General features: G+C 65.5%; 29 protein-coding genes and 1 tRNA gene. 11 read left to right on the top strand and 19 right to left on the bottom strand.

What is annotated here, in order from left to right; translation table 11 throughout:
• The first annotated feature begins 76 nt into the window (after nucleotides 1-76).
• Nucleotides 77-775, top strand: coding sequence for a S24 family peptidase (locus KXV01_RS10775; protein WP_263467768.1), 699 nt, complete (start codon nucleotides 77-79; stop codon nucleotides 773-775).
• 52 nt (nucleotides 776-827) lie between these two features.
• Here KXV01_RS10775 and KXV01_RS10770 read toward each other — a convergent pair whose 3' ends face one another.
• Together KXV01_RS10770 and KXV01_RS10765 are read right to left on the bottom strand one after the other, a co-directional pair.
• Nucleotides 828-1,322 carry a hypothetical protein gene (locus KXV01_RS10770; protein WP_263467767.1) on the bottom strand — a complete coding sequence of 165 codons (495 nt, stop codon included), beginning with the start codon at nucleotides 1,320-1,322 and terminating at the stop codon, nucleotides 828-830.
• Nucleotides 1,322-1,786 (bottom strand): type II toxin-antitoxin system HicB family antitoxin, encoded by a 465-nt coding sequence (locus KXV01_RS10765; RefSeq protein ID WP_263467766.1) that lies wholly within the window; start codon nucleotides 1,784-1,786, stop codon nucleotides 1,322-1,324. The genes KXV01_RS10770 and KXV01_RS10765 overlap by 1 nt, the downstream gene beginning before the upstream one ends.
• Before the next feature lie 585 nt (nucleotides 1,787-2,371).
• On the opposite strand from KXV01_RS10765, the gene KXV01_RS10760 reads away from it, so the two are divergent.
• Genes KXV01_RS10760 through KXV01_RS10745 form a run of 4 tightly spaced genes read left to right on the top strand, consistent with a single transcriptional unit; the run spans nucleotide 2,372 to nucleotide 3,460 of the window.
• Nucleotides 2,372-2,563 (top strand): hypothetical protein, encoded by a 192-nt coding sequence (locus tag KXV01_RS10760; RefSeq protein ID WP_263467765.1) that lies wholly within the window; start codon nucleotides 2,372-2,374, stop codon nucleotides 2,561-2,563.
• A complete protein-coding gene (locus KXV01_RS10755) occupies nucleotides 2,560-2,775 on the top strand; it encodes a hypothetical protein (protein WP_263467764.1) in 216 nt (71 codons plus the stop codon). The genes KXV01_RS10760 and KXV01_RS10755 overlap by 4 nt, the downstream gene beginning before the upstream one ends.
• A complete protein-coding gene (locus KXV01_RS10750; protein WP_263467763.1) occupies nucleotides 2,772-3,050 on the top strand; it encodes a hypothetical protein in 279 nt (92 codons plus the stop codon). The genes KXV01_RS10755 and KXV01_RS10750 overlap by 4 nt, the downstream gene beginning before the upstream one ends.
• Nucleotides 3,047-3,460 carry a hypothetical protein gene (locus tag KXV01_RS10745; protein WP_263467762.1) on the top strand — a complete coding sequence of 138 codons (414 nt, stop codon included), beginning with the start codon at nucleotides 3,047-3,049 and terminating at the stop codon, nucleotides 3,458-3,460. Before KXV01_RS10750 ends, KXV01_RS10745 begins: the two co-directional genes overlap by 4 nt.
• 166 nt (nucleotides 3,461-3,626) lie before the next feature.
• On the opposite strand, the gene KXV01_RS10740 is transcribed toward KXV01_RS10745, so the two are convergent.
• Entirely contained in the window at nucleotides 3,627-4,262 is a 636-nt protein-coding gene (locus tag KXV01_RS10740) for a hypothetical protein (protein WP_263467761.1), read from the bottom strand.
• Nucleotides 4,263-4,644: 382 nt separating this feature from the next.
• Between KXV01_RS10740 and KXV01_RS10735 the strand changes: the two genes are divergently transcribed.
• The 3 genes from KXV01_RS10735 to KXV01_RS10725 are packed head-to-tail and all read left to right on the top strand — an operon-like array spanning nucleotide 4,645 to nucleotide 6,286.
• Entirely contained in the window at nucleotides 4,645-4,953 is a 309-nt protein-coding gene (locus tag KXV01_RS10735) for a hypothetical protein (RefSeq protein ID WP_263467760.1), read from the top strand.
• An 11-nt stretch (nucleotides 4,954-4,964) separates the two neighbouring features.
• On the top strand, nucleotides 4,965-5,165 hold the full coding sequence (locus tag KXV01_RS10730; RefSeq protein WP_049441206.1) for a hypothetical protein: 201 nt from the start codon (nucleotides 4,965-4,967) through the stop codon (nucleotides 5,163-5,165).
• Nucleotides 5,166-5,167: 2 nt separating this feature from the next.
• A complete protein-coding gene (locus KXV01_RS10725; protein ID WP_263467759.1) occupies nucleotides 5,168-6,286 on the top strand; it encodes a tyrosine-type recombinase/integrase in 1,119 nt (372 codons plus the stop codon).
• 82 nt (nucleotides 6,287-6,368) lie between these two features.
• Here the strand turns inward: KXV01_RS10725 and KXV01_RS10720 are convergent.
• From KXV01_RS10720 to thrS, 9 genes are all read right to left on the bottom strand, one after another.
• Nucleotides 6,369-6,445, bottom strand: a tRNA-Pro gene (locus KXV01_RS10720).
• A gap of 68 nt (nucleotides 6,446-6,513) precedes the next feature.
• Nucleotides 6,514-6,870, bottom strand: a complete 357-nt coding sequence (locus tag KXV01_RS10715; protein WP_005410431.1) for a MerR family transcriptional regulator — start codon at nucleotides 6,868-6,870, stop codon at nucleotides 6,514-6,516.
• Nucleotides 6,851-7,150, bottom strand: a complete 300-nt coding sequence (locus KXV01_RS10710) for an integration host factor subunit alpha (RefSeq protein WP_005410432.1) — start codon at nucleotides 7,148-7,150, stop codon at nucleotides 6,851-6,853. Before KXV01_RS10710 ends, KXV01_RS10715 begins: the two co-directional genes overlap by 20 nt.
• A gap of 27 nt (nucleotides 7,151-7,177) precedes the next feature.
• Nucleotides 7,178-9,574 carry a phenylalanine--tRNA ligase subunit beta gene (gene pheT, locus KXV01_RS10705; protein WP_263467758.1) on the bottom strand — a complete coding sequence of 799 codons (2,397 nt, stop codon included), beginning with the start codon at nucleotides 9,572-9,574 and terminating at the stop codon, nucleotides 7,178-7,180.
• 87 nt (nucleotides 9,575-9,661) lie between these two features.
• Entirely contained in the window at nucleotides 9,662-10,657 is a 996-nt protein-coding gene (locus KXV01_RS10700; protein ID WP_005417865.1) for a phenylalanine--tRNA ligase subunit alpha, read from the bottom strand.
• Nucleotides 10,658-10,850: 193 nt separating this feature from the next.
• On the bottom strand, nucleotides 10,851-11,210 hold the full coding sequence (gene rplT, locus KXV01_RS10695; RefSeq protein ID WP_005410435.1) for a 50S ribosomal protein L20: 360 nt from the start codon (nucleotides 11,208-11,210) through the stop codon (nucleotides 10,851-10,853).
• Between the two features lie 11 nt (nucleotides 11,211-11,221).
• Nucleotides 11,222-11,419 carry a 50S ribosomal protein L35 gene (gene rpmI, locus KXV01_RS10690; RefSeq protein ID WP_005410436.1) on the bottom strand — a complete coding sequence of 66 codons (198 nt, stop codon included), beginning with the start codon at nucleotides 11,417-11,419 and terminating at the stop codon, nucleotides 11,222-11,224.
• A gap of 265 nt (nucleotides 11,420-11,684) precedes the next feature.
• Nucleotides 11,685-12,212, bottom strand: coding sequence for a translation initiation factor IF-3 (gene infC / locus KXV01_RS10685; protein ID WP_072169143.1), 528 nt, complete (start codon nucleotides 12,210-12,212; stop codon nucleotides 11,685-11,687).
• Nucleotides 12,213-12,275: 63 nt separating this feature from the next.
• Entirely contained in the window at nucleotides 12,276-14,177 is a 1,902-nt protein-coding gene (gene thrS / locus KXV01_RS10680; RefSeq protein ID WP_049413664.1) for a threonine--tRNA ligase, read from the bottom strand.
• Between the two features lie 428 nt (nucleotides 14,178-14,605).
• Here thrS and KXV01_RS10675 point away from each other — a divergent pair, with 428 nt between their 5' ends.
• The 3 genes from KXV01_RS10675 to KXV01_RS10665 are packed head-to-tail and all read left to right on the top strand — an operon-like array spanning nucleotide 14,606 to nucleotide 16,735.
• On the top strand, nucleotides 14,606-14,902 hold the full coding sequence (locus tag KXV01_RS10675) for a hypothetical protein (protein ID WP_005410439.1): 297 nt from the start codon (nucleotides 14,606-14,608) through the stop codon (nucleotides 14,900-14,902).
• Complete coding sequence (locus KXV01_RS10670; RefSeq protein WP_049413666.1) at nucleotides 14,902-15,165, top strand: hypothetical protein; 264 nt, start codon at nucleotides 14,902-14,904, stop codon at nucleotides 15,163-15,165. The genes KXV01_RS10675 and KXV01_RS10670 overlap by 1 nt, the downstream gene beginning before the upstream one ends.
• Nucleotides 15,166-15,175: 10 nt before the next feature.
• The gene (locus KXV01_RS10665) at nucleotides 15,176-16,735 is read left to right on the top strand and encodes a PepSY-associated TM helix domain-containing protein (protein ID WP_111096535.1); all 1,560 of its coding nucleotides are present in this window, start codon (nucleotides 15,176-15,178) and stop codon (nucleotides 16,733-16,735) included.
• A gap of 36 nt (nucleotides 16,736-16,771) precedes the next feature.
• On the opposite strand, the gene KXV01_RS10660 is transcribed toward KXV01_RS10665, so the two are convergent.
• The 7 genes from KXV01_RS10660 to nusA all read right to left on the bottom strand — a co-directional run bounded on the left by KXV01_RS10660 (nucleotide 16,772) and on the right by nusA (nucleotide 26,680).
• Nucleotides 16,772-17,962, bottom strand: coding sequence for a glycoside hydrolase family 18 protein (locus tag KXV01_RS10660; RefSeq protein ID WP_111096536.1), 1,191 nt, complete (start codon nucleotides 17,960-17,962; stop codon nucleotides 16,772-16,774).
• Between the two features lie 280 nt (nucleotides 17,963-18,242).
• Nucleotides 18,243-20,351, bottom strand: coding sequence for a polyribonucleotide nucleotidyltransferase (pnp, locus tag KXV01_RS10655; protein ID WP_049413671.1), 2,109 nt, complete (start codon nucleotides 20,349-20,351; stop codon nucleotides 18,243-18,245).
• Nucleotides 20,352-20,501: 150 nt separating this feature from the next.
• Complete coding sequence (gene rpsO / locus KXV01_RS10650) at nucleotides 20,502-20,762, bottom strand: 30S ribosomal protein S15 (protein WP_005417886.1); 261 nt, start codon at nucleotides 20,760-20,762, stop codon at nucleotides 20,502-20,504.
• A 173-nt stretch (nucleotides 20,763-20,935) separates the two neighbouring features.
• Entirely contained in the window at nucleotides 20,936-21,844 is a 909-nt protein-coding gene (truB, locus tag KXV01_RS10645) for a tRNA pseudouridine(55) synthase TruB (protein ID WP_100478512.1), read from the bottom strand.
• 107 nt (nucleotides 21,845-21,951) lie between these two features.
• A complete protein-coding gene (gene rbfA / locus KXV01_RS10640) occupies nucleotides 21,952-22,335 on the bottom strand; it encodes a 30S ribosome-binding factor RbfA (protein WP_005417890.1) in 384 nt (127 codons plus the stop codon).
• Between the two features lie 92 nt (nucleotides 22,336-22,427).
• Nucleotides 22,428-25,076: a translation initiation factor IF-2 gene (gene infB, locus KXV01_RS10635; protein ID WP_099596726.1), complete on the bottom strand. Its 2,649-nt coding sequence runs from the start codon at nucleotides 25,074-25,076 to the stop codon at nucleotides 22,428-22,430.
• Between the two features lie 92 nt (nucleotides 25,077-25,168).
• A complete protein-coding gene (gene nusA, locus KXV01_RS10630; RefSeq protein ID WP_005417911.1) occupies nucleotides 25,169-26,680 on the bottom strand; it encodes a transcription termination factor NusA in 1,512 nt (503 codons plus the stop codon).
• Between the last annotated feature and the right edge of the window lie 3 nt (nucleotides 26,681-26,683).

Raw genomic sequence — 26,683 nt, 5'->3', positions numbered from 1 at the left:
CATTAGCTCACAGCTAACGCCTAAACGCAAGCTGTCAGCTGCACGATTTAGATTAGTTACCAACTAACCTTGCTCGATGGACATTCGCGAAATCCGCAGCCGCAACTTTCGCCACCTGGTCGAGGCGCTCGAGTCGAAGGGGATCACTAAGCGTCGGGATCAGGGGGCCCAGCTTGGAGGCTTCCTGTCCCCGTCGTATGTGTCTCAGCTGCTCGGCGGCAAATACATCGGTGACGACGTAGCCAAGAAGATAAGCCTGGCCCTCGGCAAGGACCATGGCTGGATGGACCGCCCCCAATGGAGCGACGATGGTGAAGCTTCCGTCTCATCAATCCCGGAGATTGAGACGCAGCCCGGCTATGTTCGCTTCGACTTGTTTGAAGGGGGTGCAGGGATGGGTGCAGGGCTGGTCAACCAGGACTACCCGGAGGTAGTGAAGACCATCGAGGTCGCCGAGTGGGAGGTCCGCCGGAAGCTCGGATACCTACCCAAGCCTGGCAGGATCCAGATCATCACCGGCCGCGGGCCATCGATGCGGCCCAAGCTCGAAGACGGCGACATTGTCTGGATCGACACCAGCTGCGACTACTTCGACGGCGACGACTACTACCTGATCAACATCGGTGGCGAGACGCAAATCAAGATGCTGCAGAAGCGTGGCGATGGGCTATACGTAGTGAGCGTCAACACCGACTTCCCGGCGTATCGGCCGGATCCAGGCGATGTGACCATTTTGGGGAAGGCATTGATCCACGCCGGGCTGCGGAAATTCTAAGTACGAAGATAGTTCTTACTGCTGTCCCCGTTTTGGATGACAAAAAGCCCCGCTAGTGCGGGGCTTTCTTCTTCCTTGCGACCTTCTTTGGCTTCGAGTCATCACCCCTCAGCTTCTTTGCGACTGACTCGTCCAAATCCCATGGAAGGTCGTTAGCGTGCCGCAGTAACGTCACAGAAACCACCGATTGCATACGTTCTCTCAGCATCCAGTAGATTGCTCGACCAAAGAACGGTGATGATTGCGCAAAGCGATCAAGGTCGCCATCGAGATCCGGCGAGCTACCAACAAATCCGGCCACACATTCCATGATGAAGACCTCATCCAGTTGAGCAGGGTTCCCGTCGTCGTCAACACCAACTGCTCGAGCCTGGACACCCATCTCGATAACGCTGCGATCGTCAAACTTGTGCTCGGAGACACGAGCAGCCTGAACACTAATCTCCATGTTGAACGAGGTGCCCTGGGCTCCTACAAATGCCTGCTCGTCGATGAAGATTCGACTGAAGCGTGCACCCACCATGCTGAAGTCAGCCGGACTGGACATCAATGGCTCCTTCCGTAAGCGTCGGGAGTAACGCGGCGGGTCGACGCGCCACTGACAGGCATGTACAGCTGCTCCATGCTGTGAACAATAGGTGCACGTGCGACCATAACTGCCCCTTCGAACTGAACGTGACGATCAACTGCCTGCTCAATGGCAAGGCGCACAAATTCGTTAAGGGAAACACCCCACACTTTGGCTTTGTTGGCCGCCTTGCGGTGAGTTTCGCATCCAACCCGCACATTGAAAGAGCCCTTGTAAGGCTTCTCCGGCTGCAGCCCCAACTCCGCACATTCGGCCAAGTAGCTGTCAATTGCGACCTTCAATTCCGCCTTAAGCTCGGCAATTGAAGAGCCTGAGAACATGATCAAAGCATCGACGTCGATCACTCTCCCAACAAGAACGTCATCCTCCTGGGAGTAGCTGATCTTGGCCTTATAACCTTGGTACTCGATATGCTCATTCATTCATGTATCCCCACTCGCGCAGACACCTCACCACCTCACGTACATAGACAACGAGAACGGTCGGAGGGTTCCGGCCATGCGGCTTATGTAGACGTATGACATGGCTTCGATTCGAGCCATGACGAAAACGAACAGCAGCGCCATCGCCCTGCTGCTCTTCGAAACCCAGCGCCAACAATGGCGCCCTCAGCTCGGCCCATCGCAGATCCCTTGGTATGCGCGCCAACCTTTCGAGCTGTCTCTGTAGCCGTGCAGACATCCTGTTCCCGCTCATCGTCCGGCCGGGCTCCTACTTGTGCAACCATCGCGTAGTTGCACTCCTGCGGCGGAGCATACCTCAGCGCATCAGTTCGGTGAAACCCCTCTCGCGCAAATAGCGTCAATGCCTCAGGAACGGCTCAGCCAAGTTCCTAGCAGGCCTAGGCGTATCAGTTGCAGGGGTGGCCATCACCGGCCGTGGCGGTGAGGACCAGCCATTCGGCAAAATATTAGCGGTTAGCTGTTGACTAATGATTAGTTCGTAGCTAACGTTGCCTCCAGTCGCCCAACACCACCCCATCCCGGGATCGGGCGCAGGAGATCCGCATGGCCATCCTTTCCCTCGGCGTCCGCCAGTCGACGCCAACCGTCGCCGTCGACAGCCTCAACGCCAAGGTGGTTTCCAACTTGGGCGCTGCCCGCCTCCTCCAGTCCGCTGACGAAGCCGAGCGCTATGCCGGCCAGCTGCTGGAAGCCGCCAAGCAGCTGCGCGCCGCGCAGCAGGGCGCCGCCGCATGAGCGCCGCCCTCGCCAACCACTCCACCGCTCAGCGCGCCGCTGCAGCCGCCGGCATCGTCGCCCGCGCCGGGCGCCGCTGGGGCCTCCTCCCCTACCAGGTCGTCGTCGCCGCCAGCATCGCCGCCAATGCCGTCCTGCGGCATGGCCAGAGCGCTGCTGGTGCGGTTGCAGCCGTTCGCCGCGCAGCGCGCGCACAGGCAGGTTCGGCATGAGCGCCCCTGTCGATCTGCTGCAGCTGCTCCAACAGCATGCCAAAGGTATTGCCGGCGGAGCGGAAGGCCCGGACGGCCTGAGCCTGTCAGCGCGCGCGTGCAAGAACGTCGCCAGCGAACTGCAGATGATCCACGACGCGTTTGCCGGCTTGGTCAAGGCTACTCAGGACACGCGCACATCGCTGCAGCACATGCGAGGTCCCGAGGCATTGATCCACACCCGCACGGCGGATCTCGATGCCGCTCTGGCTCGCGTCAAAGGCGGTGCCGCATGAGCCGCAGCGGCTACAGCGACGACTGCGACACCTGGCCACTGATCTGCTGGCGCGGCGCAGTTTCTTCCGCCTTGCGGGGCAAGCGCGGCCAGAAATTCCTGGTCGAGCTTCGCGATGCGCTCGACGCGATGCCCGAAAAGCGCCTCATCGCCGAACAGCTCCAGGACAGCACCGGCTGCCACTGCACGCTGGGCGTCATTGGCGCCAAGCGCGGCTTGGACATGACCGGCTTGGACCCCGACGACCGCGAGGCCGTGAGCAAAGCCTTCGGCATCGCCGAAGCAATGGCAGCGGAGATCGTTCACGAGAACGACGGCGAGTGGTGCTGGGACAACGAAACGCCAGAGCAGCGATGGACGCGCATGCGTGCATGGGTAGACAGCCACATCGCCGAAGGAGCAGCCGCGTGACCGACCACGACTTTTTCGCCGCCATGGCCGTCGGCATCCCGCCCATCACACCGCCCGTCAGCCCGGCGCCCTCGCCGGCCGAGCCCACCAGCGAACAGGAGACCGAGTAATGCGCCACCTGGCCCTGCCGACCTACTGCGCCGTCGTCCTGATCAAGCCACCGTTGCTACTCGTACTTACTTGCAATGTGCGCGAGCCGCTTGGCGCCTTGCCAATCGGCACGATCTGCGCCTGCGTTCTCTTTAAGTCCTTTGCCGAGGTTCATTCCAGGCTCCTCGATAGCCACGAGTTGAAGGTTGAGCCAGGTCGCCAAGGCCTGCCGGAGATTGGAGAGTCCAACAGCAACTTCTCTGTACCAAGACAAGTCGCCCTCTACGTTGTACCGCTGACCCGGCTCAGGCGTAAACAGGTGGACTCGCCGCTTCTCAGCGGCAGAGAGCAATGCCACTGCCTTCGTTACTTCATTCTCAACGTGTCTAGGCAAGTATTGGCTAAAGGGAATCAGTTCCCGCGCCTGAGCCGAACTAAGTACGGAGAGAGACCTGGCCATCTGATCGTACTCCCACGCGTCGGCCACCCCCGATGTGGGCACTTCGAACACGGCGCGGATAGTAATCGCTTGGATTGCAAGGTCATCGGCGAGCACCTTCGCAAGCGCGATCGCCTGCCTCTTCTTCGCTGTTCGATCGATCCATACGGGCAGGATGCCTACAAGCAGAGCAACTACCGCCGCGACGCCAGTAGCAACGGCCGATATGGCGGTCCAGTCAAGTCCAGTCGTCGCAGCCTTACCTACGTGCACCAAGACACTCACCTGAAGATCCCCCTGTGGACTCGCCGGCATTCTGCCATGCCGTCGCGGCGGGCGGAGAACTGCCATGGCTGACCAGCTGCTCACCGCTGCACCTGTGCGCAACGTAATCCGCGCGCAGTTCGTTCCTTCGCCTGGCGCGAGCGTCCTTGCCGCTCGATTCCAATGTCTGTTGTCGTGCGGCCATGTCGTGATCCGCCCAGGTGAGCACGTGCGCGGCACCAGGTTCTCCCTGCGCGCACCCCAGACAGCCGCGTGCAACCAATGCCCAAAGGAGCCCACCTATGGATAACGGTCGCCGCCTGACTGGCGCCGCGCAAGCAGCCTTCCTTCTGGAACAGCTCGAAGCCCGCATCGAGGAGTGCAACAAGCCATGACCCAGGAACATATCAGCCACCCGGAAGGGTTGCCGAACTGCGCCGCCGGCCACCGTGCGCGCCACATCCACGACAAGCGCTCCGCCTCCGCCGGTGGCGGTCACCTGGTCGAGTGCGCCTGCAGGTCGACCAGCAAGCATGCCGACCCCGACAAGGCCATCGAAGCGTGGCGCCGGCTCAACCGCCCGGCGCGCAGCGCGCGCACTGGCGTCGTGCCTACCGCGGCCGACAATGTCCTGCAGTTCCAGCTCGGCCTCGCAGAACGCAAACCCAAGACCCAGCGCGCGGCGCTGGCGGCGAGCTGAGGGAGACCAGCATGCAACTGATGACCCCCGAGCGGTGGCTGGCCCGCTACTTCGAAGAAGGCAGCCGCCCGTCCATGCAGGTGCTGCAACGACTGCTGCGCGAGGGCAAGCTGCCCGGCCGCAAGGTGGGCGGCACCTGGTTCATCGACGAACACGAATGGCTCGCCGGCGGCGATGATCTTGTCGCGCGAGTATTGGGTGAGGCGGCCTGACGATGGCACCGAGGCAACGAAGCAAGAGCCGCCAGGCATGGCCGACCAACCTGTACCCCAACCGGGACGGGTTCAAGTACCGGCACCCGGTCACGAAGAAAGAAACGTGGATGGGCACCGACCAGGCCCGCGCGTTCGCCGCGGCCAAGAAGCTCAACGCGCTGCTGATCCCGACCGACGACCTGGTCGCGAGGGTCATCACACCCGGCGAGACGGTGGCCGATGCGATTGTCGTGTTCCGCCGCGATGACGTGCCCGGTAGGAAGTGGGCGCCGAAGACGGCCGAGGTCTACGAAAGCGTGATCCGACGCATCGAGGCCGGGCTGGGTTCGAAGGCAGTGGCCGACGTGACGGTGAAGGTGTGCGCCACCTTCATCCGCGAGGTGACCGAATCCGACCGCGCGCGCCAGCAGTTCCGGCTGGTGCTGGGCTGGATCCTGGCCTGCGCCGTGGAGGAAGGCTGGATAGATACCAACCCTGCGCTGGCGACTCGCCGGTTCCAGCATGAACGGAAGCGCGAGCGCCTGACCCTCGACGTCTACCGGGCCATATGGGACCAAGCTGCGCCATGGCTGCGCAACGCCATGGACCTGTCATTGGTGACGCTGCTGCGCCGAGAGGATGTGGTAACGGTCAAGTTCACCGACGTGCGAGACGGCCACCTGTGGGTGGTGCCGTCGAAAACCGAGAGCTCGACGAACGTTCGACTACAGATCGCCGTGGCTGGCCCGCTGCTCGACCTGCTGGCCCGCTGCCGCGATGACGTGGTTTCGCCGTTCGTGATTCACCGGCTGCCGGAGAAGGCTAGGCCCAGCGACAAGCGCGCCAAGGACCGAGCGCACCACACACAGGTGTTGCCCGAGCAGCTGTCGCGTGCGTTCGCGAAGGCGCGCGATGCTGCCGCAAAGGCGCGCGATCCTGCCGGCGTGGGTAGCGAGGCGCCGCCAACCTTCCATGAGATCCGCAGCCTGGGCGGTGCGCTGCTGCGCGATGCGGGCTGGACCACGGAGCAGATTCAAGCGCTGATGGGACACGGCAACGCGTCGATGACCGAGCACTATCTGGGCGGCCACGAGGCGCCGTGGCAGCCGGTCACCACGGGTATCGCGCTTCCTCGATAGGGTGGCGATAGGGTGGTAATAGGGTGCACAACGAAAAAGGGCCTGCACCGTATGGCGCAAGCCCTTGTTCTATCGCTGCTTTTGGTCGGGACGGCCGGATTCGAACCGACGACCCTCTGCCCCCCAGGCAGATGCGCTACCAGGCTGCGCTACGCCCCGACTGATGCTGCGATGTGCCCGCCAGTGCGGCGGGCCGTGAAGTATAGCGGATTACGATGGAAATGGGATCAGCGGCGCAGCAACTGCAGCACTTCTTCCAGCTCCATGCGCACCTGCTTGATGATCTGGTTGCTCAGCGCCGATTCCTCGCGGGCATCGGGACCGTCCAGGCGCAGGCGTGCACCACCGATGGTGTAGCCCTGTTCGTACAGCAGGCTGCGGATCTGCCGCACCATCAGCACGTCATGGCGCTGGTAGTAGCGGCGGTTGCCTCGGCGCTTGGCCGGCTCAAGGCTGGGAAACTCGGTTTCCCAGTAGCGCAGGACGTGCGGCTTGACGTCGCACAGCTCGCTGACTTCACCGATGGTGAAGTAGCGCTTGGCCGGGATCGGCGGTAGTTCGCGATTACTGCCCGGATCCAGCATAAGCTTCCACCCTCTCCTTGAGCTTCTGGCCCGGCCGGAAGGTCACCACCGTACGGGCGGAAATCGGAATTTCCTCGCCGGTCTTGGGGTTGCGACCCGGGCGCTGGTTCTTGCGCCGCAGATCGAAATTACCGAAGCCCGACAGCTTCACCTGACGTCCCTGTTCCAATGCTTCACGCAGCACATCGAAAAACGCGTCGACGAATTCCTTGGCTTCCCGCTTGTTCAGACCGACTTCGTCGAACAGCTTTTCCGCCATCTCCGCCTTGGTCAATGCCATTGCCTGCTACCCCCGAGTGCTGCCCGCTCAGCCGCGGATCCGGGCGTGGTGTTCACGCTCGATGGCAGTGACCGCCTCGGCCACCACCGCATCCACGTCGCGGTCCGTCAGAGTGCGCGACTTGTCCTGCAAAATCAAGCCCATAGCGAGACTCTTGAATCCCGGCTCGACACCCTGGCCGACGTAACGGTCGAACAGGTTCAGGTCGCGCAGCAGCGGGCCGGCGGCCTGGCGGACGGTCGCCGCCAGATCGGCCCAGGCCACCTGCTCAGGCACCAGGAACGCCAGGTCGCGACGCACCGCCGGGAAGCGCGACAGCTCGCCGGCACGTGGCAGGCGCCGGGCGCTCAGCGGTTCCATATCCAGCTCGAAGGCGTAGACATCGGCCTCGATATCCATCGCCTTGGCCAGGCGCGGGTGGATCTGGCCGATCCAGCCGATCGCCACGCCATCGCGGAACACCTCGGCCGACCGCGCCGGGTGGCCGTAGGCACGGGCCGACGGGCGGAACTCCAGTACCGCACCACTGGCAGCCGCCAGCGATTCCAGGTCGCCCTTCAGGTCATGGAAGTCGACCTTGCGAGTCGGCAGGCCCCACTGCACCGCCTGCGCCTCGCCGCAGACCGCAGCGGCCACGCGCAGGGTTTCCAGCGGTGCCGGCCGGCTTTCGCCAGTCGACGCCCCGCCGGCCTGCTGGGCGAACACGCGGCCCAGTTCGAACAGGCGCACGCGACCGAGCTGGCGGGCGGCGTTGCGGCCCAGGGTGGCGACCAGGCCCGGCAGCAGCGACGGGCGCATCACCGCCAGTTCGGCCGACAGCGGGTTGGCCAGTGGCACCAGGCCGTCGCGCAGCTGCCACTGGGTCAGCAGCGCATCGTCGACGAAGGCGAAATTGACGGTTTCCTGCTGGTCACGGGCGATCAGCTGGCGGCGCACGCTCAGCGCGTCCAGCTGGGTCTCGCTCGGCATCGCCACGCGCGAAGCACCGCCCGGCAGCGTGGTCGGGATCTGCTCGTAACCGTGGATGCGGGCCAGCTCTTCGATCAGGTCTTCTTCGATGGCGATGTCGAAGCGGCGGCTCGGCGCGACCACCTGCCAACCGTCGGCAGTGGCGGCCACGTCCATGCCCAGCGCGCGCAGGATGCGCTCGATTTCGGCATCGTCGATGCTGATGCCGAGCACGCGGGCGATGCGGGCGCGGCGCAGCACGATGGTCGCCGGCTGCGGCAGATCGGCTTCACGCACGGCCTCGGTCACCGGCGCCGGGGTGCCGCCCGCCAGGTCCAGCACCAGGCGGGTGGCGTACTCGATCGCGATGCGCGGCAGCGCCGGATCGACGCCGCGCTCGAAGCGATGGCCGGCATCGGTGTGCAGGCCCAGCTTGCGGCCACGCCCCATGATCGCAGCGGGCGCAAAGTGCGCCGCCTCCAGGAACACGGCAGTGGTCGCGTCGGTGACACGGGTGTCGAAGCCGCCCATCAGGCCAGCCAGGCCGATCGCACGATCGGCGTCAGTGACTACCAGGAAGCTGTCGTCCAGCGCAGCATCGCGGCCGTCCAGCAGCTTCAGGCTCTCGCCCGCGCGCGAACGGCGCACGGCAATGCTGCCCTGCAGGGTGCCGAGGTCGTAGGCGTGCATCGGCTGGCCCAGCTCCAGCATCACATACTGGGTGATGTCGACCAGCAGCGAAACCGGACGCACGCCACTGCGGCGCAGGCGCTCGGCCATCCACAGCGGAGTCCTGGCGGCGGCGTTGACGCCTTCGATGACACGGCCCAGGTAACGCGGCGCTTCAGCCCCGGCGTCGAGCTGGATGGCCAGCTCGCGGCTGCCGGCCGCCGGAATGGCGTCGGCGGCGAAATCCAGCACTTCACTGCGGGTGGCGGCGGCGACGTCGTAGGCGATGCCGCGCAGGCTGAAGCAGTCGGCGCGGTTCGGGGTCAGCTTGATCTCGATACTGGCGTCCGGCAGGCCGAGGTACTCGACCAGCGCCTGGCCGACCGGGGCATCATCGGGCAGTTCCAGCAGGCCGGAGGCATCGTTGTCCAGGCCCAGCTCCTTGGCCGAGCACAGCATGCCGTTGGACTCCACGCCGCGCAGCTTGGCCGGCTTGATCTTCAGTTCGCCGATCTGCGCACCCACCATGGCCAGCGGCGCGACCAGGCCCGGGCGCGCGTTCGGTGCGCCGCAGACGATCTGCAGCAGTTCGCCCTGCCCGGCATCGACCTTGCACACCTGCAGGCGATCGGCTTCGGGATGGCGCACGGCCTCGACGATGCGCGCCACGACCACGTGATCGAGGCCTTCGCCCAGCGCGGTCACTTCTTCCACTTCCAGGCCGATGGCGGTCAGCACTGCACTCAGTTCATCGCGCGAGGCGCCGGTCGGGACATGGCTGCGCAGCCAGTTTTCGGAGAATTTCATGGTGTCACCCTGGTGGGCCCGGCGCATGCGCCTGGGCCTGCGAATTTAGGAGCAGCCGAGCATGGCTCGGCTCTACATGGTTGCGGCTTACGCGAACTGTTTCAGGAATCGCACGTCGTTCTCGAAGAACGCACGCAGATCGTTGACGCCGTAACGAAGCATCGCGAAACGCTCCACGCCCATGCCGAACGCGAAGCCGGTGTAGCGCTCCGGATCGATGCCGACGTTGCGCAGCACGTTCGGATGGACCATGCCGCAGCCCAGCACTTCCAGCCAGCGGGTGCTGCCGTCGGGCTGCTGCCAGGCGATGTCCACTTCCGCGCCAGGCTCCACGAACGGGAAGTAGCTGGGACGGAAGCGCATCTCGAAGTCGCGCTCGAAGAACGCGCGCACGAACTCGGCCAGCGTGCCCTTCAGGTCGGCGAAGGTCGAATGCTCGTCCACCAGCAGGCCTTCCACCTGGTGGAACATCGGCGAATGGGTCTGGTCGCTGTCGCTGCGGTACACCTTGCCGGCGGCGATCATGCGCAGTGGCGGCGCGTGGTCGCCCATGTAGCGCACCTGCACACCGGAGGTGTGCGTGCGCAGCAGGCGGCCGTCGCCGAAGTAGAAGGTGTCGTGCATGGCGCGCGCCGGATGGTGCGGCGGGAAGTTCAGCGCCTCGAAATTGTGCCAGTCGTCCTCGATCTCCGGCCCTTCCGACAGCTCGTAGCCCAGCCGGCCGAAGATGCCGGTGATGCGCTCCAGGGTGCGGGTGATCGGATGCAGGCCGGCGCGGTCGCCGTTGCGGCCCGGCAGGGTGATATCGATGGCTTCGGCGGCCAGGCGCGCATCCAGCGCCGCGTCTTCCAGCAGCGCCTTGCGCTCGCCCAGCGCGCGGGTCAGCGCGTCGCGGGCCTGGTTGATCGCTTCACCAGCGGCCTTGCGCTCGTCCGCCGGCAGGGCGCCGAGCTGCTTGAGCTGCGAGGTGATGCTGCCACTCTTGCCAAGCAGGGCAACGCGCAGCTGTTCCAGCACGTCGGGACTCTGTGCGGCGGCCACATCGGCCAGCGCCTGGGTGGTGAGGGATTGGATGTCGCTCATGAGGGGCCGGAACTCCAGTCGATCTGCCATCGCGATGCGCGAAGGGCCGACCCCTGTCGCCACCGCCGTCCCCGCGCTGCCGCCATGGCCTCGCCGGAACCCAAAAAAGAATGGGGAAGGACTTGCGCCCTTCCCCATGCATTGCCTTGACCTGACACCGTTCCGAGTGAACGGTTACGGCATCGGGAAGGACTTATGCCGCCAGCGCGCCCTTGGCCTTTTCGGCCAGCGCAGCAAAACCGGCTGCGTCGTGCACGGCGATGTCAGCCAGGACCTTGCGATCCAGGGTGATGCCAGCCTTCAGCAGGCCGTTCATGAAGCGGCTGTAGCTCAGGCCGTTGATGCGGGCAGCCGCATTGATACGGGTGATCCACAGCGAACGGAAGTTGCGCTTCTTCTGCTTACGGCCGATGTAGGCGTACTGCTGTGCCTTGATGACTGCCTGCTTGGCAACGCGGAAGACCTTGCGACGGGCGTTGTAATAGCCCTTGGCGAGATCCAGAATCTTCTTGTGGCGGCGACGCGCCTGTACGCCACGCTTAACTCGTGCCATTTTTCAGTTCCTCAGAGGTAAGGGAGCATGCGGTCCAGACGGCCTGCGTCTTCTGCACGGACATGGCCCGTCTGACGCAGATTACGCTTACGCTTGGTCGCTTTCTTCGTGAGGATGTGGCTACGGTTGGCGTGGCCGCACTTGTACTTGCCCGAGGCGGTCTTGCGGAAACGCTTGGCCGCTGCCCGGTTGGTCTTGATCTTGGGCATTGCAATGTCCTTGATGGGGGTGACCCTGGTTTCTGACTGATCTGGCGGCGGCCTGGGCCGCTCTTTCCGTCCTGCCATGATCGGCGTACGACCCGTCCTGGGTGGGTCGAGCCGGGCATGATACAGGCAAAACCGCCCTGCCACCAGCCCCTACAACCCTTTCGCCGGCACTTCACCGGCATCCTGCAAAAGCAAAGGGACGCCAGCGGCGTCCCCTTACCCTGAACCATTCAGCCAGGCGCCCCGGAAGGCGGCCCGTCAGGCCTCAGGTCTTCTTCTTCGGCGCGATCATCATGACCATCTGACGCCCTTCCAGGCGCGGACGGGATTCAATGACGATGTCCTCGCCCAGATCGGCCTCGATCCGGTTGGCCATTTCACGACCCAGTTCCTGGTGGCTCATTTCACGGCCACGGAAGCGGATGTTGACCTTGATCTTGTCGCCCTCTTCAAGGAACCCGCGCATCTTGCGCAGCTTGATCTGGTAGTCGCCCTCGTCCGTGACCGGACGGAACTTCACTTCCTTGATCTCGACCTGCTTGGTCTTCTTCTTGGCCTCGCTGGCCTTCTTCTGCGCTTCGAACTTGAACTTGCCGAAGTCCATGATCTTGCAGACCGGCGGATCGGCCTGCGGCTGGATCTCGACCAGATCCAGGCCTTCATCTTCGGCCATGGACAGCGCTTCGTCGCGCGACAACACGCCGATCATTTCTCCGTCACTGCCGATCACGCGGACGCGCGGCACACGGATTTCCTGATTCTTGCGGTTCTGTTTGTTGTCAGGGGTGCTGATATTACGTTCTCCCAAGGGTATCGAACCGGCCCGGGTGCCTGTGCCCCCGGACCGGACCTTTGCTTACGCGCCCTCGGCGTGGAGCCGCTCGATGAAGGCCTGCAGGCTCATGCTGCCCAGGTCTTCGCCAGAACGCGTACGCACCGCCACAGCCCCATTTTCCTTCTCGCGGTCACCGATGACCAGCAGGTAGGGCACGCGCTGCAACGTATGCTCGCGGATTTTATAGCCGATCTTCTCGTTACGCAAATCCGAGCTGACGCGGAAGCCTTGCTCCGCAAGGGTTTTGGTCACGCCCGCGACATAGTCGGCCTGGGCGTCGGTGATGTTGGCCACCACCACCTGGGTCGGCGCCAGCCAGGCCGGGAACTGGCCGGCATGGTGCTCGATCAGGATGCCCAGGAAGCGCTCCATCGAGCCGACGATGGCCCGGTGCAGCATGACCGGGTGCTTCTTCTGGCTGTTCTCGTCCACGTACTCGGCGCCCAGGCGGCCGGGCATCATGAAGTCGACCTGCATGGTGCCCAGCTGCCAGGTACGGCCGATCGCGTCCTTCAGGTGGTACTCGATCTTCGGGCCGTAGAAGGCCCCCTCGCCCGGCAGCTCCTGCCATTCCACGCCACAGGCGGTCAGTGCCGAGCGCAGCGCGCCTTCGGCCTTGTCCCAGGTGGCGTCGTCACCCAGGCGCGATTCCGGACGCAGCGCGATCTTGATCTGGATCTCGTCGAAGCCGAAGTGCCGGTAAACCGCCAGCGCCTGCTGGTGGAAGGCCGTCACTTCCGACTCGATCTGGTTTTCCGTGCAGAACACGTGGCCGTCGTCCTGGGTGAAACCACGCACGCGCAGGATGCCGTGCAGCGCGCCGGACGGCTCGTTGCGGTGGCAGGAACCGAACTCACCGTAGCGGATCGGCAGGTCGCGGTAGCTGTGCAGGCCCTGGTTGAACACCTGGATGTGGCCCGGGCAGTTCATCGGCTTGACCGCGTACGTGCGCTTCTCCGATTCGGTGAAGAACATGTTGTCCTGGTAGTTGTCCCAGTGGCCGGACTTCTTCCACAGGCTCACGTCCAGGATCTGCGGGCAGCGCACTTCGCCGTAGCCGCTGTTGCGGTAGACCTTGCGCATGTACTGCTCGACCACCTGCCACAGTGCCCAGCCCTTCGGATGCCAGAACACCAGGCCCGGGGCTTCTTCCTGCAGGTGGAACAGGTCCTGCTGCTTGCCGATGCGGCGGTGGTCGCGCATCTCGGCTTCCTCGATGCGCTTGATGTACGCCTCGAGCTGCTTCTTGTCGGCCCAGGCGGTGCCGTAGATGCGCTGCAGCTGTTCGTTCTGCGCATCGCCGCGCCAGTAGGCGCCGGAGATGCGGGTCAGCTTGAAGGCCTTCAGGAAGCGCGTGTTGGGCACGTGCGGGCCGCGGCACATGTCCACGTATTCCTGGTGGTAGTACATGCCCATCGCCTGGATGTCGTCGGACATGTCTTCGATCAGGCGCAGCTTGTAGTCCTCGCCACGGGCCTTGAAGATCTCGATCACCTCGGCGCGCGGCGTCATCTTCTTGATGACGTCGTAGTCCTGGGCGATCAGTTCACCCATGCGCTTCTCGATTGCGGCCATGTCGTCCGGCGTGAACGGGCGCTCGGAATAGATGTCGTAGTAGAAGCCCTCGGCGATCACCGGGCCGATCACCATCTTCACGTCCGGGTACAGCTGCTTGACGGCGTGGCCGACCAGGTGGGCGCAGGAGTGGCGGATGATCTCCACGCCCTCCTCGTCCTTGGCGGTGATGATGCGCAGGCTGGCATCGTGGTCGATGACGTCACTGGCATCGACCAGCACGCCATCGACCGAACCGGCGATGGTGGCCTTGGCCAGGCCGGCACCAATCGACTGGGCGACGTCCATGACGCTGACGGGATTTTCGAACTCGCGGCGGCTGCCGTCGGGAAGGGTAATGTTGATCATCGCATTGGCTTCGTGCGGGGCCCGCGGGGCGGGCTGGAAAGCGTTCCCGGGCCGCGGCCCGGGCAATAAAAAAGCGCCGCGAGGGCGCCTGGAACACAGGGCCTTCGGGGGCAGGTCAACAGTGGGCGGTGGTAGTGCTCATGTCGCACGCTCGGCCGGCGCCGGGCGCGGGCCACCTTGTTCCAGTCAGGAGTCTGCGACGATCTTAAACCAGCGCACCGGAAAGCCCAAGGGCTGCCGTACGGTCCGCTGAATGGCCTGCGCTGGCGGCGTGAAAACGCAATGATTACCATGTCCGCGCAGCCCGCCCCGTGCCAGCCTGCCCGCTTCCCCCAGGACCTCGTGATGCGCCACCCGCTCCGACCGGCTCCCGCCGGCCCCGCCCGTGCCCCGCGTTCGCCGGCCCACTGCCGCGGCGCCCGCCCACAATGATCACCGTCGGCCTTTCCACCCTGGGCTTCTGCAGCCTGGGCATGCTGGCAGCGATGTTTTCGGCACTGGCCTTCTATGCCGCCTCGCCGCACTGCCGTTGGCCCCGCCTGCGCCGTGCCGGTCGTCTCGGCCGCCAGATCGGCCTGGTCGCCGCAGCTGCCGCATTGTGGCTGTGGATGGCCGAACTCGGCTTCGCTGCCGGTCTGGTGGCGATGCTGTGCACCTGGATGCTCGCTGCGATGCTGCTGCCGGCGCTGGCCGCCTGGCATCGCCCGGGCACGGAGTCGCCCTGATGTGGCCGCGCGCCTTCGCCGGCATCATCGCTGGCTTCCTGCTTGCGGCCGCCGCTACCGGCCTGCTGGCCTGGCTGCCGCCCGGCCCGTGGCAGCGTGCGCTGGTGCCGACCCTGATCGCCTTCATCCCGTTATGGATGCTGGCCGCCCTGTGGGCGTTCAGCTTCCGCAGCGCACTGCGCGCCTGGCTGGTTCTGGGTGGCAGCGCCGCGGCCGGCTTCGCCGTGCTCGGGCTGCTGCGCCTGACCGGCGCGGTGCAATGAGATCCCCGCCATGAAGTTCAGTTCGCAGACGCTGCGCACGTTCACCACCCTGCACACCTGGGTCGGCCTGGTCGCCGGCTTCGGCCTTTTCGTGGCCTTCTATGCGGGTGCGCTGACCCTGTTCCATCATGACCTGCCGCTGTGGCAGACCCCGGGCGCCGCCACCGCCTTGCCGGCGGGCCTGGACGATGCGCAGTACCTGCTGGAAGACGTGCTGGCGACACACCCGGAAGCGCGCCGCCACGTGGGCATGACCTTCCCCGGTACCGAACACCCGCAGCCCCTGGCGTACTGGCAGGCCGATGACGGCAGCTGGCGCTACGCCTGGCCGGGCCAGATCGCCGGCAGCCCCGCGCCGCCGCAGACCGGACTGGCCGAACTGGTCAACGAACTGCACTACAGCCTCGGCCTGCCGGCGGCCGGCGTCTACGTGATGGGCATCGTCAGCCTGCTGTATGGCATGGCGCTGCTGAGCGGGCTGGTGATCCATCTGCCGAAGCTGTTCGGCGACCTGTTCGCGCTGCGCCCGGGCCGCAACCTGAAGCAGTTGTGGCAGGACGCGCACAACGTGATCGGCGTGCTCAGCCTGCCCTTCCACCTGATGTTCGCGGTCACGGGCGCCCTGCTGTGCCTGGTGTTCGTGCAGATGGCCCTGCTCAACCCACTGATCTACGACGGCAAGGTGCTGCAGGCGGTACCGACGGCGATGGACACTGCGCCGGTGCGCGAGGCCAGCGGGATTCCGGCGCCACCGGGCAGCCTGCGCGTGCTGCATGCGCGCGCACTTGAAGTGGCCCGCGCGCAAGGCGTGGCCAACTTCGAGCCGGCGTACCTGAAGCTGACCAATGGCAGCGATGCCAACGCCACGATCGAGATCACCGGCGAGGCCAGTGGCACCCTCGGTCCGCTTGGTGCCGTGGCATTGGACGTGGCCAGCGGCGACCTGCTGGCCTCCCAGCTGCCGGGGCAGCGCGACGCCAACCACGCCACGCTCAGCGCCGCCTACGCGCTGCACTTCGGTGAGTTCGGCAACGGCGTGGTGGTCTGGCTGTACTTCCTGCTCGGCCTCGGCGGTGCGTTCCTGTTCTACTCCGGCAACCTGCTGTGGATCGAGTCGCGGCGCAAGCGTCGCCAGCCGCAACAGCCGCGTGCCGGTGTGAACATGGCGCGGGCCACGGTCGGCGTGTGCATCGGCCTGTGCGTGGCGATCTCGGTCGCGTTCGTCACCGCACTGGTGCTGGAGCGGCTGGCACCGTCGGCGGTCGACCACGGCATCCGCTGGGCCTGCTTCGGCAGCTGGGCAGCCTGTGCGCTGTGGGCTGCACTGCGCCGCCCCGCGCAGGCCGCGCGCGAACTGCTGTGGGCCGCAGCGATCAGCACTGCACTGGTGCCGGTCCTGCACGGTGCACTCAATGGTGACTGGCTGTGGCGCGCCGCCGGGCGTGGCCAGTGGCCGCTGTTCTGGGTCGATGCCATCGCGCTGGCCATGGCCTTCGGCTTCGCCCGCCTGGCCGTCGCCAGCCAGCGCCGCGCCCGCAACGGCGATCCCAACAGCGTCTGGGCGAACTGAAGCGTCGCCGGGCATGGCCCGGCGCCAGCAGGCGACTCAATCACCGATGCGCGCCTTCTGCCACGGGGCGAGCATGGCGTTGAGCAGGCTGGCCTGCTCGTCGTCACCGGTCAGCTCCCACATGAACACCCCGGCCAGGCCCTGCTCGCGGGCGAACCGGGCACGCAGGCCGATCGAGCGCGGGTCTTCATAGCTGATGAAGATCTTCTGCCCGGCGTTGTACAGCCACGGGCTCTGCGCCTGCGGTTGCCAGTGCCTGGTCCAACCCGGCTGGTCGAGATAGCGCGCCTTGATCACCCGCCAGTCGCCGGCGTCGGCCGGTGCGCTGTAAGGCTGATACAGGCCATCCGGCGCATCGCCAGTGACCTTGAAGCCGCGCCCGTAGAACGGCACGCCCAGCACCAGTTTGTCGGCCGGCACGCCATGTTCACGGTAGTACTGCACCGCCCCGGCCACGTTGTTCCAGCGGCGCAGCTCCGGCGCCAGCGGATCGGCCGGCACTTCATGCAACGGCGCATTGAAGGTCGACACCGACGAGAAGCCGGTGCCCATGTCGTAGCTCATCAGGTTGATGAAATCGAACACCTTCGCCAGCGCCGGCAGGTCGTAGCTCGCCACCGGATCATAGGGGCCATTGGTCTGCAGGCGACCGGCGGCCAGCGCGGCGGTCAGCAGCATCGGCTGCCCCGCCTTGCGCCCCCGCGCATCCAGTGCTGCGCGGAAGGCCTGCGCAAGCCGGGTCAGGTTGGCGCGATCCTGCGGGCGATGCGCCAGCTCCTTCGGTCCGCCACTGACCGGGAACTCCCAGTCGATGTCCACGCCATCGAAGCTGCCGGCGTGGCGTTCGAAGAACAGCGCCATGCAAGAGTCGACCAGGCGCTTGCGGCTGGCCTCGGTCAGCGCTGCATCGGAGAAGCCGCCTGCGCCCCAGCCACCGATCGAGATCAGCGTGCGCAGGTGCGGGTGCGCCTTCTTGAGTTCGGCCAGTGCGGCGAAATTCTTCGGCGCTTCCGCACCGATCGTGCAGCGCCCGTCCTCGATGGTGGAGAACGCGTAGAACAGGTGGGTCAGGCGCTCGGCCGGAATGCTCGACACCGGATAGCGCTCGGCCGATCCACCCGGGTAATAGGCGCCGAAGATCGGCGGCTGCGCGGGCGCTGCGTGCGCGGCAACGGGCACGGCACCGGCAATCAGCACGGCAAGGACGGCCACGGTCTGGCGGAACATGGGATCTCCCGGTTCAAAGGCGCCGCCACGTTAGCAAACCGATGGGGCTGCGGTACGGATGTCGCGGCATGTCGTCCCATGGACAGGCGCGATCCGTGCAATCGTGACAGAACGATGGCCGCGTGGCGGGCCTCATGCACTGCGGCAGGACATGCAGCGACCTGGATGTGCGTCTCTCCACAACATCGAGGCAAAGAAAAAGCGGGCCGAAGCCCGCTTTTTCATTTGCGAAAGCGTGAGGACCAACGGTCCTCACCCACCGCACGATCAGCAGTACCGATTATTCGGCGCTGGCGCCTTCGCCTTCTTCGACGGCCTTCATCGACAGGCGGATACGGCCCTGCTTGTCGACTTCCAGCACCTTGACCTTGACCACATCGCCTTCCTTCAGCTTGTCGCCGACCTTCTCGACGCGCTCGCTGGAGATCTGCGACACGTGGACCAGGCCGTCCTTGCCCGGCAGGATGGTGACGAACGCACCGAAGTCCATGATCTTGGCGACCTTGCCTTCGTAGATGCGGCCCGGCTCGACGTCCGAGGTGATCTGCTCGATGCGGGCCTTGGCAGCCTGGGCAGCAATGGCGTTGACCGACGCGATGACGATGGTGCCGTCGTCCTGGATGTCGATCTGGGTGCCGGTTTCCTTGGTGATGGCCTGGATGGTCGAGCCACCCTTGCCGATCACTTCGCGGATCTTGTCCGGGTGGATCTTGATGGTCAGCAGGCGCGGCGCGTAGTCCGACAGCTCCTCACGCGGAGCGGTCAGGCCGTGGGCCATTTCACCCAGGATGTGCAGACGGCCAGCCTTGGCCTGCTGCAGGGCCTGCTTCATGATCTCTTCGGTGATGCCTTCGATCTTGATGTCCATCTGCAGGGCGGAAATGCCCTCAGCGGTACCGGCCACCTTGAAGTCCATGTCGCCCAGGTGATCTTCATCACCCAGGATGTCGGACAGGACCACGAAACGGTCGCCTTCCTTGACCAGGCCCATGGCGATACCGGCCACCGGGGCCTTCACCGGCACGCCGGCGTCCATCAGCGCCAGCGACGAGCCGCAGACCGAGGCCATCGACGAGGAACCGTTCGACTCGGTGATTTCCGAAACGACGCGGATGGTGTACGGGAAGGCTTCCAGCGACGGCATGACAGCCAGCACGCCGCGCTTGGCCAGACGACCGTGGCCGATTTCGCGGCGCTTCGGGCCCATCATGCGGCCGCACTCGCCCACCGAGAACGGAGGGAAGTTGTAGTGGAACAGGAAGTTTTCCTTGTACTCACCGGCAACGGCATCGATGACCTGGCCATCACGGGCGGTGCCCAGGGTGATGGTCACGATGGCCTGGGTTTCGCCGCGGGTGAACAGCGAGGAACCATGGGTACGCGGCAGCACGCCGGTCTTCACGGCGATCGGGCGGACGGTGTCCAGCGCACGGCCGTCGATGCGGACCTTGGTGTCCAGCACCGAGTCACGCATGGTGCGGTATTCCAGCTCGCCGAATTCCTTCGACAGCTCGGCCGGGTTCCAGCCTTCGGCGGCCACGCGGCCCGCCAGGGCTTCGAACACGTCCTTCTTGATCGCCGAGATGGCGTCACGGCGCTGCAGCTTGTCGCGCACCTGGAAGGCTTCGCCCAGGCGCGGGCCGATGGCTTCCTTCAGCGCGGAGATCAGCGCGTCGTTCTTGGCCGGGGCTTCCCAGGTCGACGGCTTGGTGCCGGCTTCGACGGTCAGCTCGTTGATCGCGTTGATGACCTTCTGCATTTCGCGGTGACCGAAGGTCACGGCGCCCAGCATCACTTCTTCGGACAGCAGCGCGGCTTCGGATTCGACCATCAGCACGGCGTTGGAGGTACCGGCAACGACCAGTTCCAGCTGCGAGTCAGCCAGTTCGCTGACGGTCGGGTTCAGGATGTACTCGCCGTTCTTGTAGCCGACCTTGGCAGCGCCGATCGGGCCCATGAACGGGGTGCCGGCCAGGGCCAGGGCAGCCGAGGCGCCGATCAGGGCCGGGATGTCGCCGTCCACGTCCGGGTTCAGCGACATGACCGTGGCGATGATCTGCACTTCGTTCTTGTAGTCTTCCGGGAACAGCGGACGGATCGGACGGTCGATCAGACGCGAGATCAGCGTTTCCTTCTCGGTCGCACGGCCTTCACGCTTGAAGAAACCACCCGGGATGCGGCCGCCGGCGTAGAACTTTTCCTGATAATCGACGGTCAGCGGGAAGAAGTCCTGGCCTTCGCGCGCGCTCTTGGCGGCGACGGCGGTGACCAGCAGTACGGTGTCGTCCATCTTGACGATGACCGCACCGCTGGCCTGGCGGGCGACTTCGCCGGTCTCAAGCGTGACGGTGTGCTTGCCGTACTGGAAGGTTTTGGTGATTTTTGCCACGGAGGGTGTCCTTGGGGATGCTGTCTGCGAATTGGACCGTCGGCGACCCTTGCCGCCAGCGGGTGGCCGGATCGTTCCGGCCTGAATCGGGGATTGCGGTGCTACAAAACAAAACCGCGGCGCATCGCTGCGCCGCGGGGGATTCGTTGCTTAGCGACGCAGGCCAAGCTTTTCGATCAGGGCCTTGTAACGCTCGACGTCCTTCTTCTTCAGGTAGTCGAGCAGGCTGCGACGGCGGTTGACCATCTGCAGCAGGCCGCGGCGGCTGTGGTGATCCTTCTTGTGGGTCTTGAAGTGGCCGGTCAGCAGTTCGATGCGGGCGGTCAGCAGGGCAACCTGGACTTCCGGGGAGCCGGTGTCAGCGGCGCTGCGCTTGTTGTCTTCAATGACCTTCTGGGTGTCGATCGACATTTCTTTTTTCTCTGTGATGCGTGGCCGGCAGGAACGCGCTTCGCGCACCGCCAGGCTCGCCGTGGACTACGAGGATGAAACCTGCGCGAGGCAGGTTGCCGGAAAACGGCCGCGAAATTGTAACGGCCAGGGGCTTCCGGGACAAGGACCGGGGCTGAACCACCCTGCCCCGGTCAGAGGTTGAAACGGCGCTGCGGGGCCAGCAGGCCACTGTCGTCGACCTGGCCCAGACCCTGGACAGCATCGTCCGGACCGAACACGGCCACCAGGCCATGCGGCCAGGACGCGTCGCGCTGGCGCTGGCCGACGCAGAAGCGGTGGGTCTGCTCAGCATCGAGGTCGACCCGCGGGTATTCAGCCAGGCCGGCTGCCAGCGGCAGCAGCAGCGCGTCCATGCCCGCCTCGTCGCCGGCCTCGACCATCGCCCGCAACTGGTCCAGGGTGACCATGGCCGGCGCGCGGAACGGCTCGACCCACAGCCGGCGCAGCGCACTGATATGGGCGCCACAGCCCAGGCGTTCGCCGAGGTCGCGTGCCAGGCTGCGGATGTAGGTGCCGGAGCCACAGGTCACGCGCAGCCGCAGCCGTTCCGGCTGCTGCTCGAGCACCTCGATGGCGTGCACCTGGACCTCGCGCTCCGGGGCCTCGATGGCCTCGCCGCGGCGGGCCTTCACATACAACGGTTCACCGCCCTGCTTCAGCGCCGAATAGATCGGAGCCCGCTGGCGGATGTTCCCCGTCAGTGGCGCCAGCGCAGCCTGCAGGGCCTCGGCGCTGATCGCCGGCACCGGGCGCTGCAGCAGTACCTGGCCCTCGGCATCATCGGTGTCCGTGGTCTGGCCGAGGACGATCTCGGCATCGTAGGCCTTGGCCGAACCCAGCAGCAGGCCGGCGATCTTGGTTGCCTCGCCGAAGCATAGCGGCAGCAGGCCGGTGGCCAACGGGTCGAGGCTGCCGGTGTGGCCGCCCTTCTCGGCACGGAACAGGCGGCGCGCCACCTGCAGGGCGGCGTTGGAGCTCATGCCGGTCGACTTGTCGAGCAGCAGGATGCCATCCAGGCGGCGGAACTGAATTCGGGTCATGGCAGGAATGTGTAGGGCCGAGCCATGCTCGGCTGCCGCAGCGCGGTCTGCGTCAGACGTCGCACAGCCGGAATGCAACGACGCCGGGCATGCCCGGCGTCGCGCGGTTATTCTTCGTCGCTCCCGCGACGCTTCTCCGCGGCCAGCGTATCGGGCAGGTCGCGCAGGATGTTGTCGATGTGCTCACCACGGTCGACCGAGTCGTCGTAGTGGAAATGCAGCTCCGGCACGTGGCGCAGCTTCATCGCGCGGGCCAGATCCATGCGCAGGCGGTAGCCCAGCTCCTTCAGGCCGGCCACGGCTTCAGCCGAGCGTTCCGGCATCAGCGCGGTGACGAACACCTTGGCATGGGCCATGTCGCGGGTGATTTCCACGTCGGACACGCTCACCGAGGGCAACCCGTGCTCGCGCACGGCGTTGTGCACCAGGGTGCCGAGTTCACGGCGCAGCTGGGCGGAGACACGGTCGGTTCGATGGAAAGTCTTGGGCACGAGGAGCTCTTGGTTCAGTTGTCGCCCGACCAACGGTCGGGCGCTACAGGTACATGGTAGGGCCCGACCGTTGGTCGGGCCACCTTGCAGCATTACAGGGTGCGCGGCACTTCGATACGCTCGAAGCACTCGATCTGGTCGCCCGGCTTGACGTCGTTGTAGGCCTTCACCGCGATACCGCATTCGGTACCGTTGCGGACTTCCTCGACGTTCTCCTTGAAGCGACGCAGCGATTCCAGCTCGCCCTCGAAGATCACCACGCTGTCGCGCAGCACGCGGATCGGCTTGTTGCGCTTGACCACGCCCTCGATGACCATCGAGCCGGCAACGGCGCCCAGCTTGGAGCTGCGGAAGACGTCGCGGACCTCGGCGATACCGATGATCTCTTCGCGGATCTCCACGCCCAGCAGACCGGATGCCACCTGCTTCACCTGATCGATCACGTCATAGATGATCGAGAAGTAACGCAGGTCGACGCCGTTGGATTCGATGATGCGACGGGCCGAAGCATCCGCACGCACGTTGAAGCCGATGACGGTGGCCTTCGAAGCAGCCGCCGAGTTGGCGTCCGATTCGGTGATGCCGCCCACGCCGGAGTGGATCACGTTGATGCGGATGTCCTCGTTGGACAGCGCGACCAGTGCCTGGCTCAGGGCCTGCACCGAACCCTGCACGTCGGCCTTGATGACCAGGTTGAGGACCTGCTGGCCCTCGCCCTTGCCCAGGGTCGCCATGATGTCTTCCATGCGGCTGCCAGCGGTGGCGACCAGGCGCGACTCACGGCGCTTGGTCTCACGCTGCTGGGCAACATCCTTGGCCAGGCGCTCGTCCTCGACCACCACGAAGTCGTCTCCGGCTTCCGGCACACCGGACAGGCCCAGGACCTGCACCGGGATCGACGGGCCGGCGAACTCCGGCTGCTTGCCGGTTTCGTCGAACAGCGCACGCACGCGGCCGTACTGGATACCGCACACCAGGTAGTCGCCCTTCTTCAGGCGGCCCTGCTGCACCAGCACCGTAGCGACCGGGCCGCGGCCCTTGTCCAGCGACGATTCGATCACCACGCCCGAGGCGCGGCCTTCGTCGACGGCCTTCAGTTCCAGCAGTTCGGCCTGCACCGACACCGCGTCCAGCAGGTCGTCGATGCCCAGGCCGGTCTTGGCCGAGATCTCCACCATCTGGATGTCACCACCGAACTCTTCGGCCACGACCTGCTCGGAGAGCAGCTCGTTCTTGACCCGCATCGGGTCGGCACCGGACTTGTCGATCTTGTTGATCGCCACGATCAGCGGCACACCCGCCGAACGGGCGTGCTGGATCGCTTCCTTGGTCTGCGGCATGACGCCGTCGTCGGCAGCAACCACCAGCACCACGATGTCGGTCAGCTTGGCACCGCGGGCACGCATCGAGGTGAACGCGGCGTGGCCCGGGGTATCCAGGAAGCTGATGACGCCCTTGGGCGTCTCGACGTGATAGGCACCGATATGCTGGGTGATGCCGCCGGCTTCGCCGTGGGCAACCTTGGTGCGGCGGATGTAGTCCAGCAGCGAGGTCTTGCCGTGGTCGACGTGACCCATGATGGTGACCACCGGCGGGCGCTGCACGGCTTCGCCCTGGTTTTCACCGGTCGAAGCCAGCAGCGCGTCTTCGGCATCATTGTCGTTGGCACGGATCGCCTTGTGGCCGAGTTCTTCGGTCACCAGCGCAGCGGTGTCGTGGTCGATGGACTGGGTGATGGTCGCCATCACGCCCATCTTGAACAGCGCCTTCACCACCTCGCCGCCCTTCAGCGCGAGCTTCTGCGCCAGGTCGGCCACGGTGATGGTCTCGCCGATCGCGACTTCACGCACGACCGGGGCGGTCGGGCGCTCGAACGCGTGCGGACCGGCATTGTTGCCACCACGCGACATGTCGCGACGGCCACCGGACTGGTTGCGGCCACCCGGACGTCCACGCGAATTGCTGTTGTTGCTGTTGCCACGACGCGCACGGTCGGCGGCCGACAGGTGCATCTGGCCGGCGAAGCGGTCGCCCGGGCCACGCTCGTTGCGCGGCGCGCTGCGGTTGTTGCGGTCGTCGTTGCGCGGCGGCGGCGGCGGAGCACCACGCGGCGCAGCCGGGGCGGCGGCCGGGGCGCGCGGCGGGCGCGGCGCGGTTTCGTCGATCGGAGCACGCTTGGGCTTGCTGGCGGCCAGTGCCTCGGCCGCCTTGGCCGCAGCCGCAGCTTCCTCGGCGGCCTTCTTCTCGGCCTCGGCGCGTTCCTTGGCGGCGGCCTCTTCCTCACGGGCACGGACGATGGCCTCGTCGCGCAGACGATCCTTCTCGGCCAGGGCCTGCTGTTCGGCGAGGTTGCGCGCACGCGACTCTTCCAGCTTGCGCAGGATGTCGGCGCGCTCTTCGTCCGGCGTCATGGCGCGAGCACCATCCTTGACGTAGGTACGCTTCTGGCGCACCTCGACATTCACGGTCGTCTTGCTGCGACCGGAATTGACCGTCACTTCCTGCTGCTTCCGGCGGTTGAGCGTGATCTTCTTCGCAGACTGATCGGACTCTTCCGGGGCCTGCTCGGGCTTGCCGTGCGAACGACGAAGGAAGCCCAGGAGCTTTACCTTCTCGGAGCTGGTCACGACCTGGTCGGGACCGCTGAACTTCATGCCGGCACCGGCCAGCTGTTCCAGCAGTTTTTCGACCGGCGTGTTGACCAGTTCGGCAAGCTTGCGGATGGTGGTTTGCTGCGACATTCGGATCCTATGATCTTGTGGGCGCCCCCCCGCATCTGGAGGTGGCGCGGATTCTACGCCCTGAGCGGCTCAGGGCCCTGTTCATTGCCGGCTCATTCGCCGCGTTCCAGTCGGGCGATCTCCTCGGCACGGGCGGCCAGGATCAGCGCAGCGGCGCGCGCCTGATCCAGTCCTTCGATGCCGAAGTCCATGACCTCGTCGGCGGCCAGGTCGGACAGATCCTCGCTGGTACGCACGCCGTGGCCGGCCAGCGCGTATGCGGTGGCTTCGTCCATGCCCTTCAGGGACAGCAGGTCCTGCGCCGGCTGGCCGTCTTCAAGGCCTTCTTCGACTGCCAGGGCCTCATTGAGCAGCGCATCGCGGGCACGAGCGCGCAGCTCTTCGACGATGTCCTCGTCGAAACCTTCCACGGCCAGCAGTTCGCCGACCGGGACATATGCGATTTCCTCGACGGTGCCGAAGCCTTCGCTGACCAGGATGCCGGCGATTTCCTCGTCCACTTCCAGCTTGTCCATGAACAGCTGGCGGGCGGCAGCCTGCTCGGCCTCCGACTTGGCGGTGACCTGGTCCTGGGTCATCACGTTGAGCTGCCAGCCGGTCAGGCGGCTGGCCAGGCGCACGTTCTGGCCGCCCTTGCCGATCGCCTGGGCCAGGCGGTCTTCGGCAACGGCCAGGTCCATCGAGTGCTTGTCCTCATCGACGATGATCGACTGCACTTCGGCCGGCGCCATCGCGTTGATGACGAAGTTGGCCGGGTTGTCGTTCCACAGCACGATGTCGACGCGCTCGCCATTGAGCTCGTTGGACACGGCCTGGACGCGCGAACCGCGCATGCCGATGCAGGCACCGATCGGATCGGTGCGCTGGTCGTGGGCCAGCACGGCGATCTTGGCGCGGTCGCCCGGATCGCGGGCGCAGGCCTTGATTTCCACCAGGCCCTGGCCGACTTCCGGCACTTCCAGCTTGAACAGCTCGATCATGAATTCCGGGGCGGCACGGCTGATGAACAGCTGCGGGCCACGCGGCTCCGAGCGCACTTCGGCCAGGTAGCCGCGCACGCGGTCGCCAGCGCGCAGCACGTCGCGCGGAATGCCCTTGTCCTTCGGAATGAAGCCTTCGGCATTGCCACCGAGGTCGACGTAGATGTTGCCGCGCTCGGCGCGCTTGACCACACCGGTGATCAGCTCACCCACGCGATCCTTCCATGCATCCACGACCTGCTGGCGCTCGGCTTCGCGCACGCGCTGGACGATGACCTGCTTGGCGGCTTGGGCAGCGATGCGGCCGAAGTCCGGGTTCTCGATCTGCTCTTCGATGTAGTCGCCGACCTCGACGCCTTCGGCCTCGTCGACGGCGTCCATCAGGCGGATCTGGCGATCCGGCGATTCCATGACCACGTCATCGGCCACCACTTCCCAGCGGCGGAAGGTTTCGTAGCTGCCATCCTTGTGGTCGATGACCACGCGGGTCAGCACTTCCTCCTCGGGATAGCGCTTCTTCGCTGCCGAGGCCAGGGCGGCCTCGATGGCATCGAAGATCACTTCACGCGGCACGCCCTTCTCGTTGGCGACTGCGTCGACTACCAGCAACAGTTCCTTGCTCATTGG

Origin of the sequence: Stenotrophomonas sp. Ps181 (assembly GCF_025697425.1) — a bacterium.
In the GTDB taxonomy this organism is placed as follows: domain Bacteria; phylum Pseudomonadota; class Gammaproteobacteria; order Xanthomonadales; family Xanthomonadaceae; genus Stenotrophomonas; species Stenotrophomonas sepilia.
The sequence above is the reverse complement of the archived record's forward strand: the minus strand, read 5'-3'. Positions and strand labels throughout refer to the sequence as shown.

Bases quoted from the DNA above. Each gene is read 5' to 3' on its own strand.
- KXV01_RS10770 (WP_263467767.1), bottom strand. From the start codon at position 1,322: ATGTCCAGTCCGGCTGACTTCAGCATGGTGGGTGCACGCTTCAGTCGA.
- KXV01_RS10730 (WP_049441206.1), top strand. From the start codon at position 4,965: ATGCAACTGATGACCCCCGAGCGGTGGCTGGCCCGCTACTTCGAAGAA.
- nusA (WP_005417911.1), bottom strand. From the start codon at position 26,680: ATGAGCAAGGAACTGTTGCTGGTAGTCGACGCAGTCGCCAACGAGAAG.
- KXV01_RS10675 (WP_005410439.1), top strand. From the start codon at position 14,606: ATGATCACCGTCGGCCTTTCCACCCTGGGCTTCTGCAGCCTGGGCATG.
- rplT (WP_005410435.1), bottom strand. From the start codon at position 11,210: ATGGCACGAGTTAAGCGTGGCGTACAGGCGCGTCGCCGCCACAAGAAG.
- KXV01_RS10725 (WP_263467759.1), top strand. From the start codon at position 5,168: ATGGCACCGAGGCAACGAAGCAAGAGCCGCCAGGCATGGCCGACCAAC.
- KXV01_RS10760 (WP_263467765.1), top strand. From the start codon at position 2,372: ATGGCCATCCTTTCCCTCGGCGTCCGCCAGTCGACGCCAACCGTCGCC.
- KXV01_RS10735 (WP_263467760.1), top strand. From the start codon at position 4,645: ATGACCCAGGAACATATCAGCCACCCGGAAGGGTTGCCGAACTGCGCC.
- rpsO (WP_005417886.1), bottom strand. From the start codon at position 20,762: ATGTCGATCGACACCCAGAAGGTCATTGAAGACAACAAGCGCAGCGCC.
- infB (WP_099596726.1), bottom strand. From the start codon at position 25,076: ATGTCGCAGCAAACCACCATCCGCAAGCTTGCCGAACTGGTCAACACG.
- truB (WP_100478512.1), bottom strand. From the start codon at position 21,844: ATGACCCGAATTCAGTTCCGCCGCCTGGATGGCATCCTGCTGCTCGAC.
- pheT (WP_263467758.1), bottom strand. From the start codon at position 9,574: ATGAAATTCTCCGAAAACTGGCTGCGCAGCCATGTCCCGACCGGCGCC.
- KXV01_RS10665 (WP_111096535.1), top strand. From the start codon at position 15,176: ATGAAGTTCAGTTCGCAGACGCTGCGCACGTTCACCACCCTGCACACC.
- KXV01_RS10750 (WP_263467763.1), top strand. From the start codon at position 2,772: ATGAGCGCCCCTGTCGATCTGCTGCAGCTGCTCCAACAGCATGCCAAA.
- KXV01_RS10710 (WP_005410432.1), bottom strand. From the start codon at position 7,150: ATGGCATTGACCAAGGCGGAGATGGCGGAAAAGCTGTTCGACGAAGTC.
- KXV01_RS10660 (WP_111096536.1), bottom strand. From the start codon at position 17,962: ATGTTCCGCCAGACCGTGGCCGTCCTTGCCGTGCTGATTGCCGGTGCC.
- KXV01_RS10745 (WP_263467762.1), top strand. From the start codon at position 3,047: ATGAGCCGCAGCGGCTACAGCGACGACTGCGACACCTGGCCACTGATC.
- KXV01_RS10700 (WP_005417865.1), bottom strand. From the start codon at position 10,657: ATGAGCGACATCCAATCCCTCACCACCCAGGCGCTGGCCGATGTGGCC.
- KXV01_RS10765 (WP_263467766.1), bottom strand. From the start codon at position 1,786: ATGAATGAGCATATCGAGTACCAAGGTTATAAGGCCAAGATCAGCTAC.
- KXV01_RS10755 (WP_263467764.1), top strand. From the start codon at position 2,560: ATGAGCGCCGCCCTCGCCAACCACTCCACCGCTCAGCGCGCCGCTGCA.
- KXV01_RS10715 (WP_005410431.1), bottom strand. From the start codon at position 6,870: ATGCTGGATCCGGGCAGTAATCGCGAACTACCGCCGATCCCGGCCAAG.
- KXV01_RS10670 (WP_049413666.1), top strand. From the start codon at position 14,902: ATGTGGCCGCGCGCCTTCGCCGGCATCATCGCTGGCTTCCTGCTTGCG.
- thrS (WP_049413664.1), bottom strand. From the start codon at position 14,177: ATGATCAACATTACCCTTCCCGACGGCAGCCGCCGCGAGTTCGAAAAT.
- rpmI (WP_005410436.1), bottom strand. From the start codon at position 11,419: ATGCCCAAGATCAAGACCAACCGGGCAGCGGCCAAGCGTTTCCGCAAG.
- KXV01_RS10775 (WP_263467768.1), top strand. From the start codon at position 77: ATGGACATTCGCGAAATCCGCAGCCGCAACTTTCGCCACCTGGTCGAG.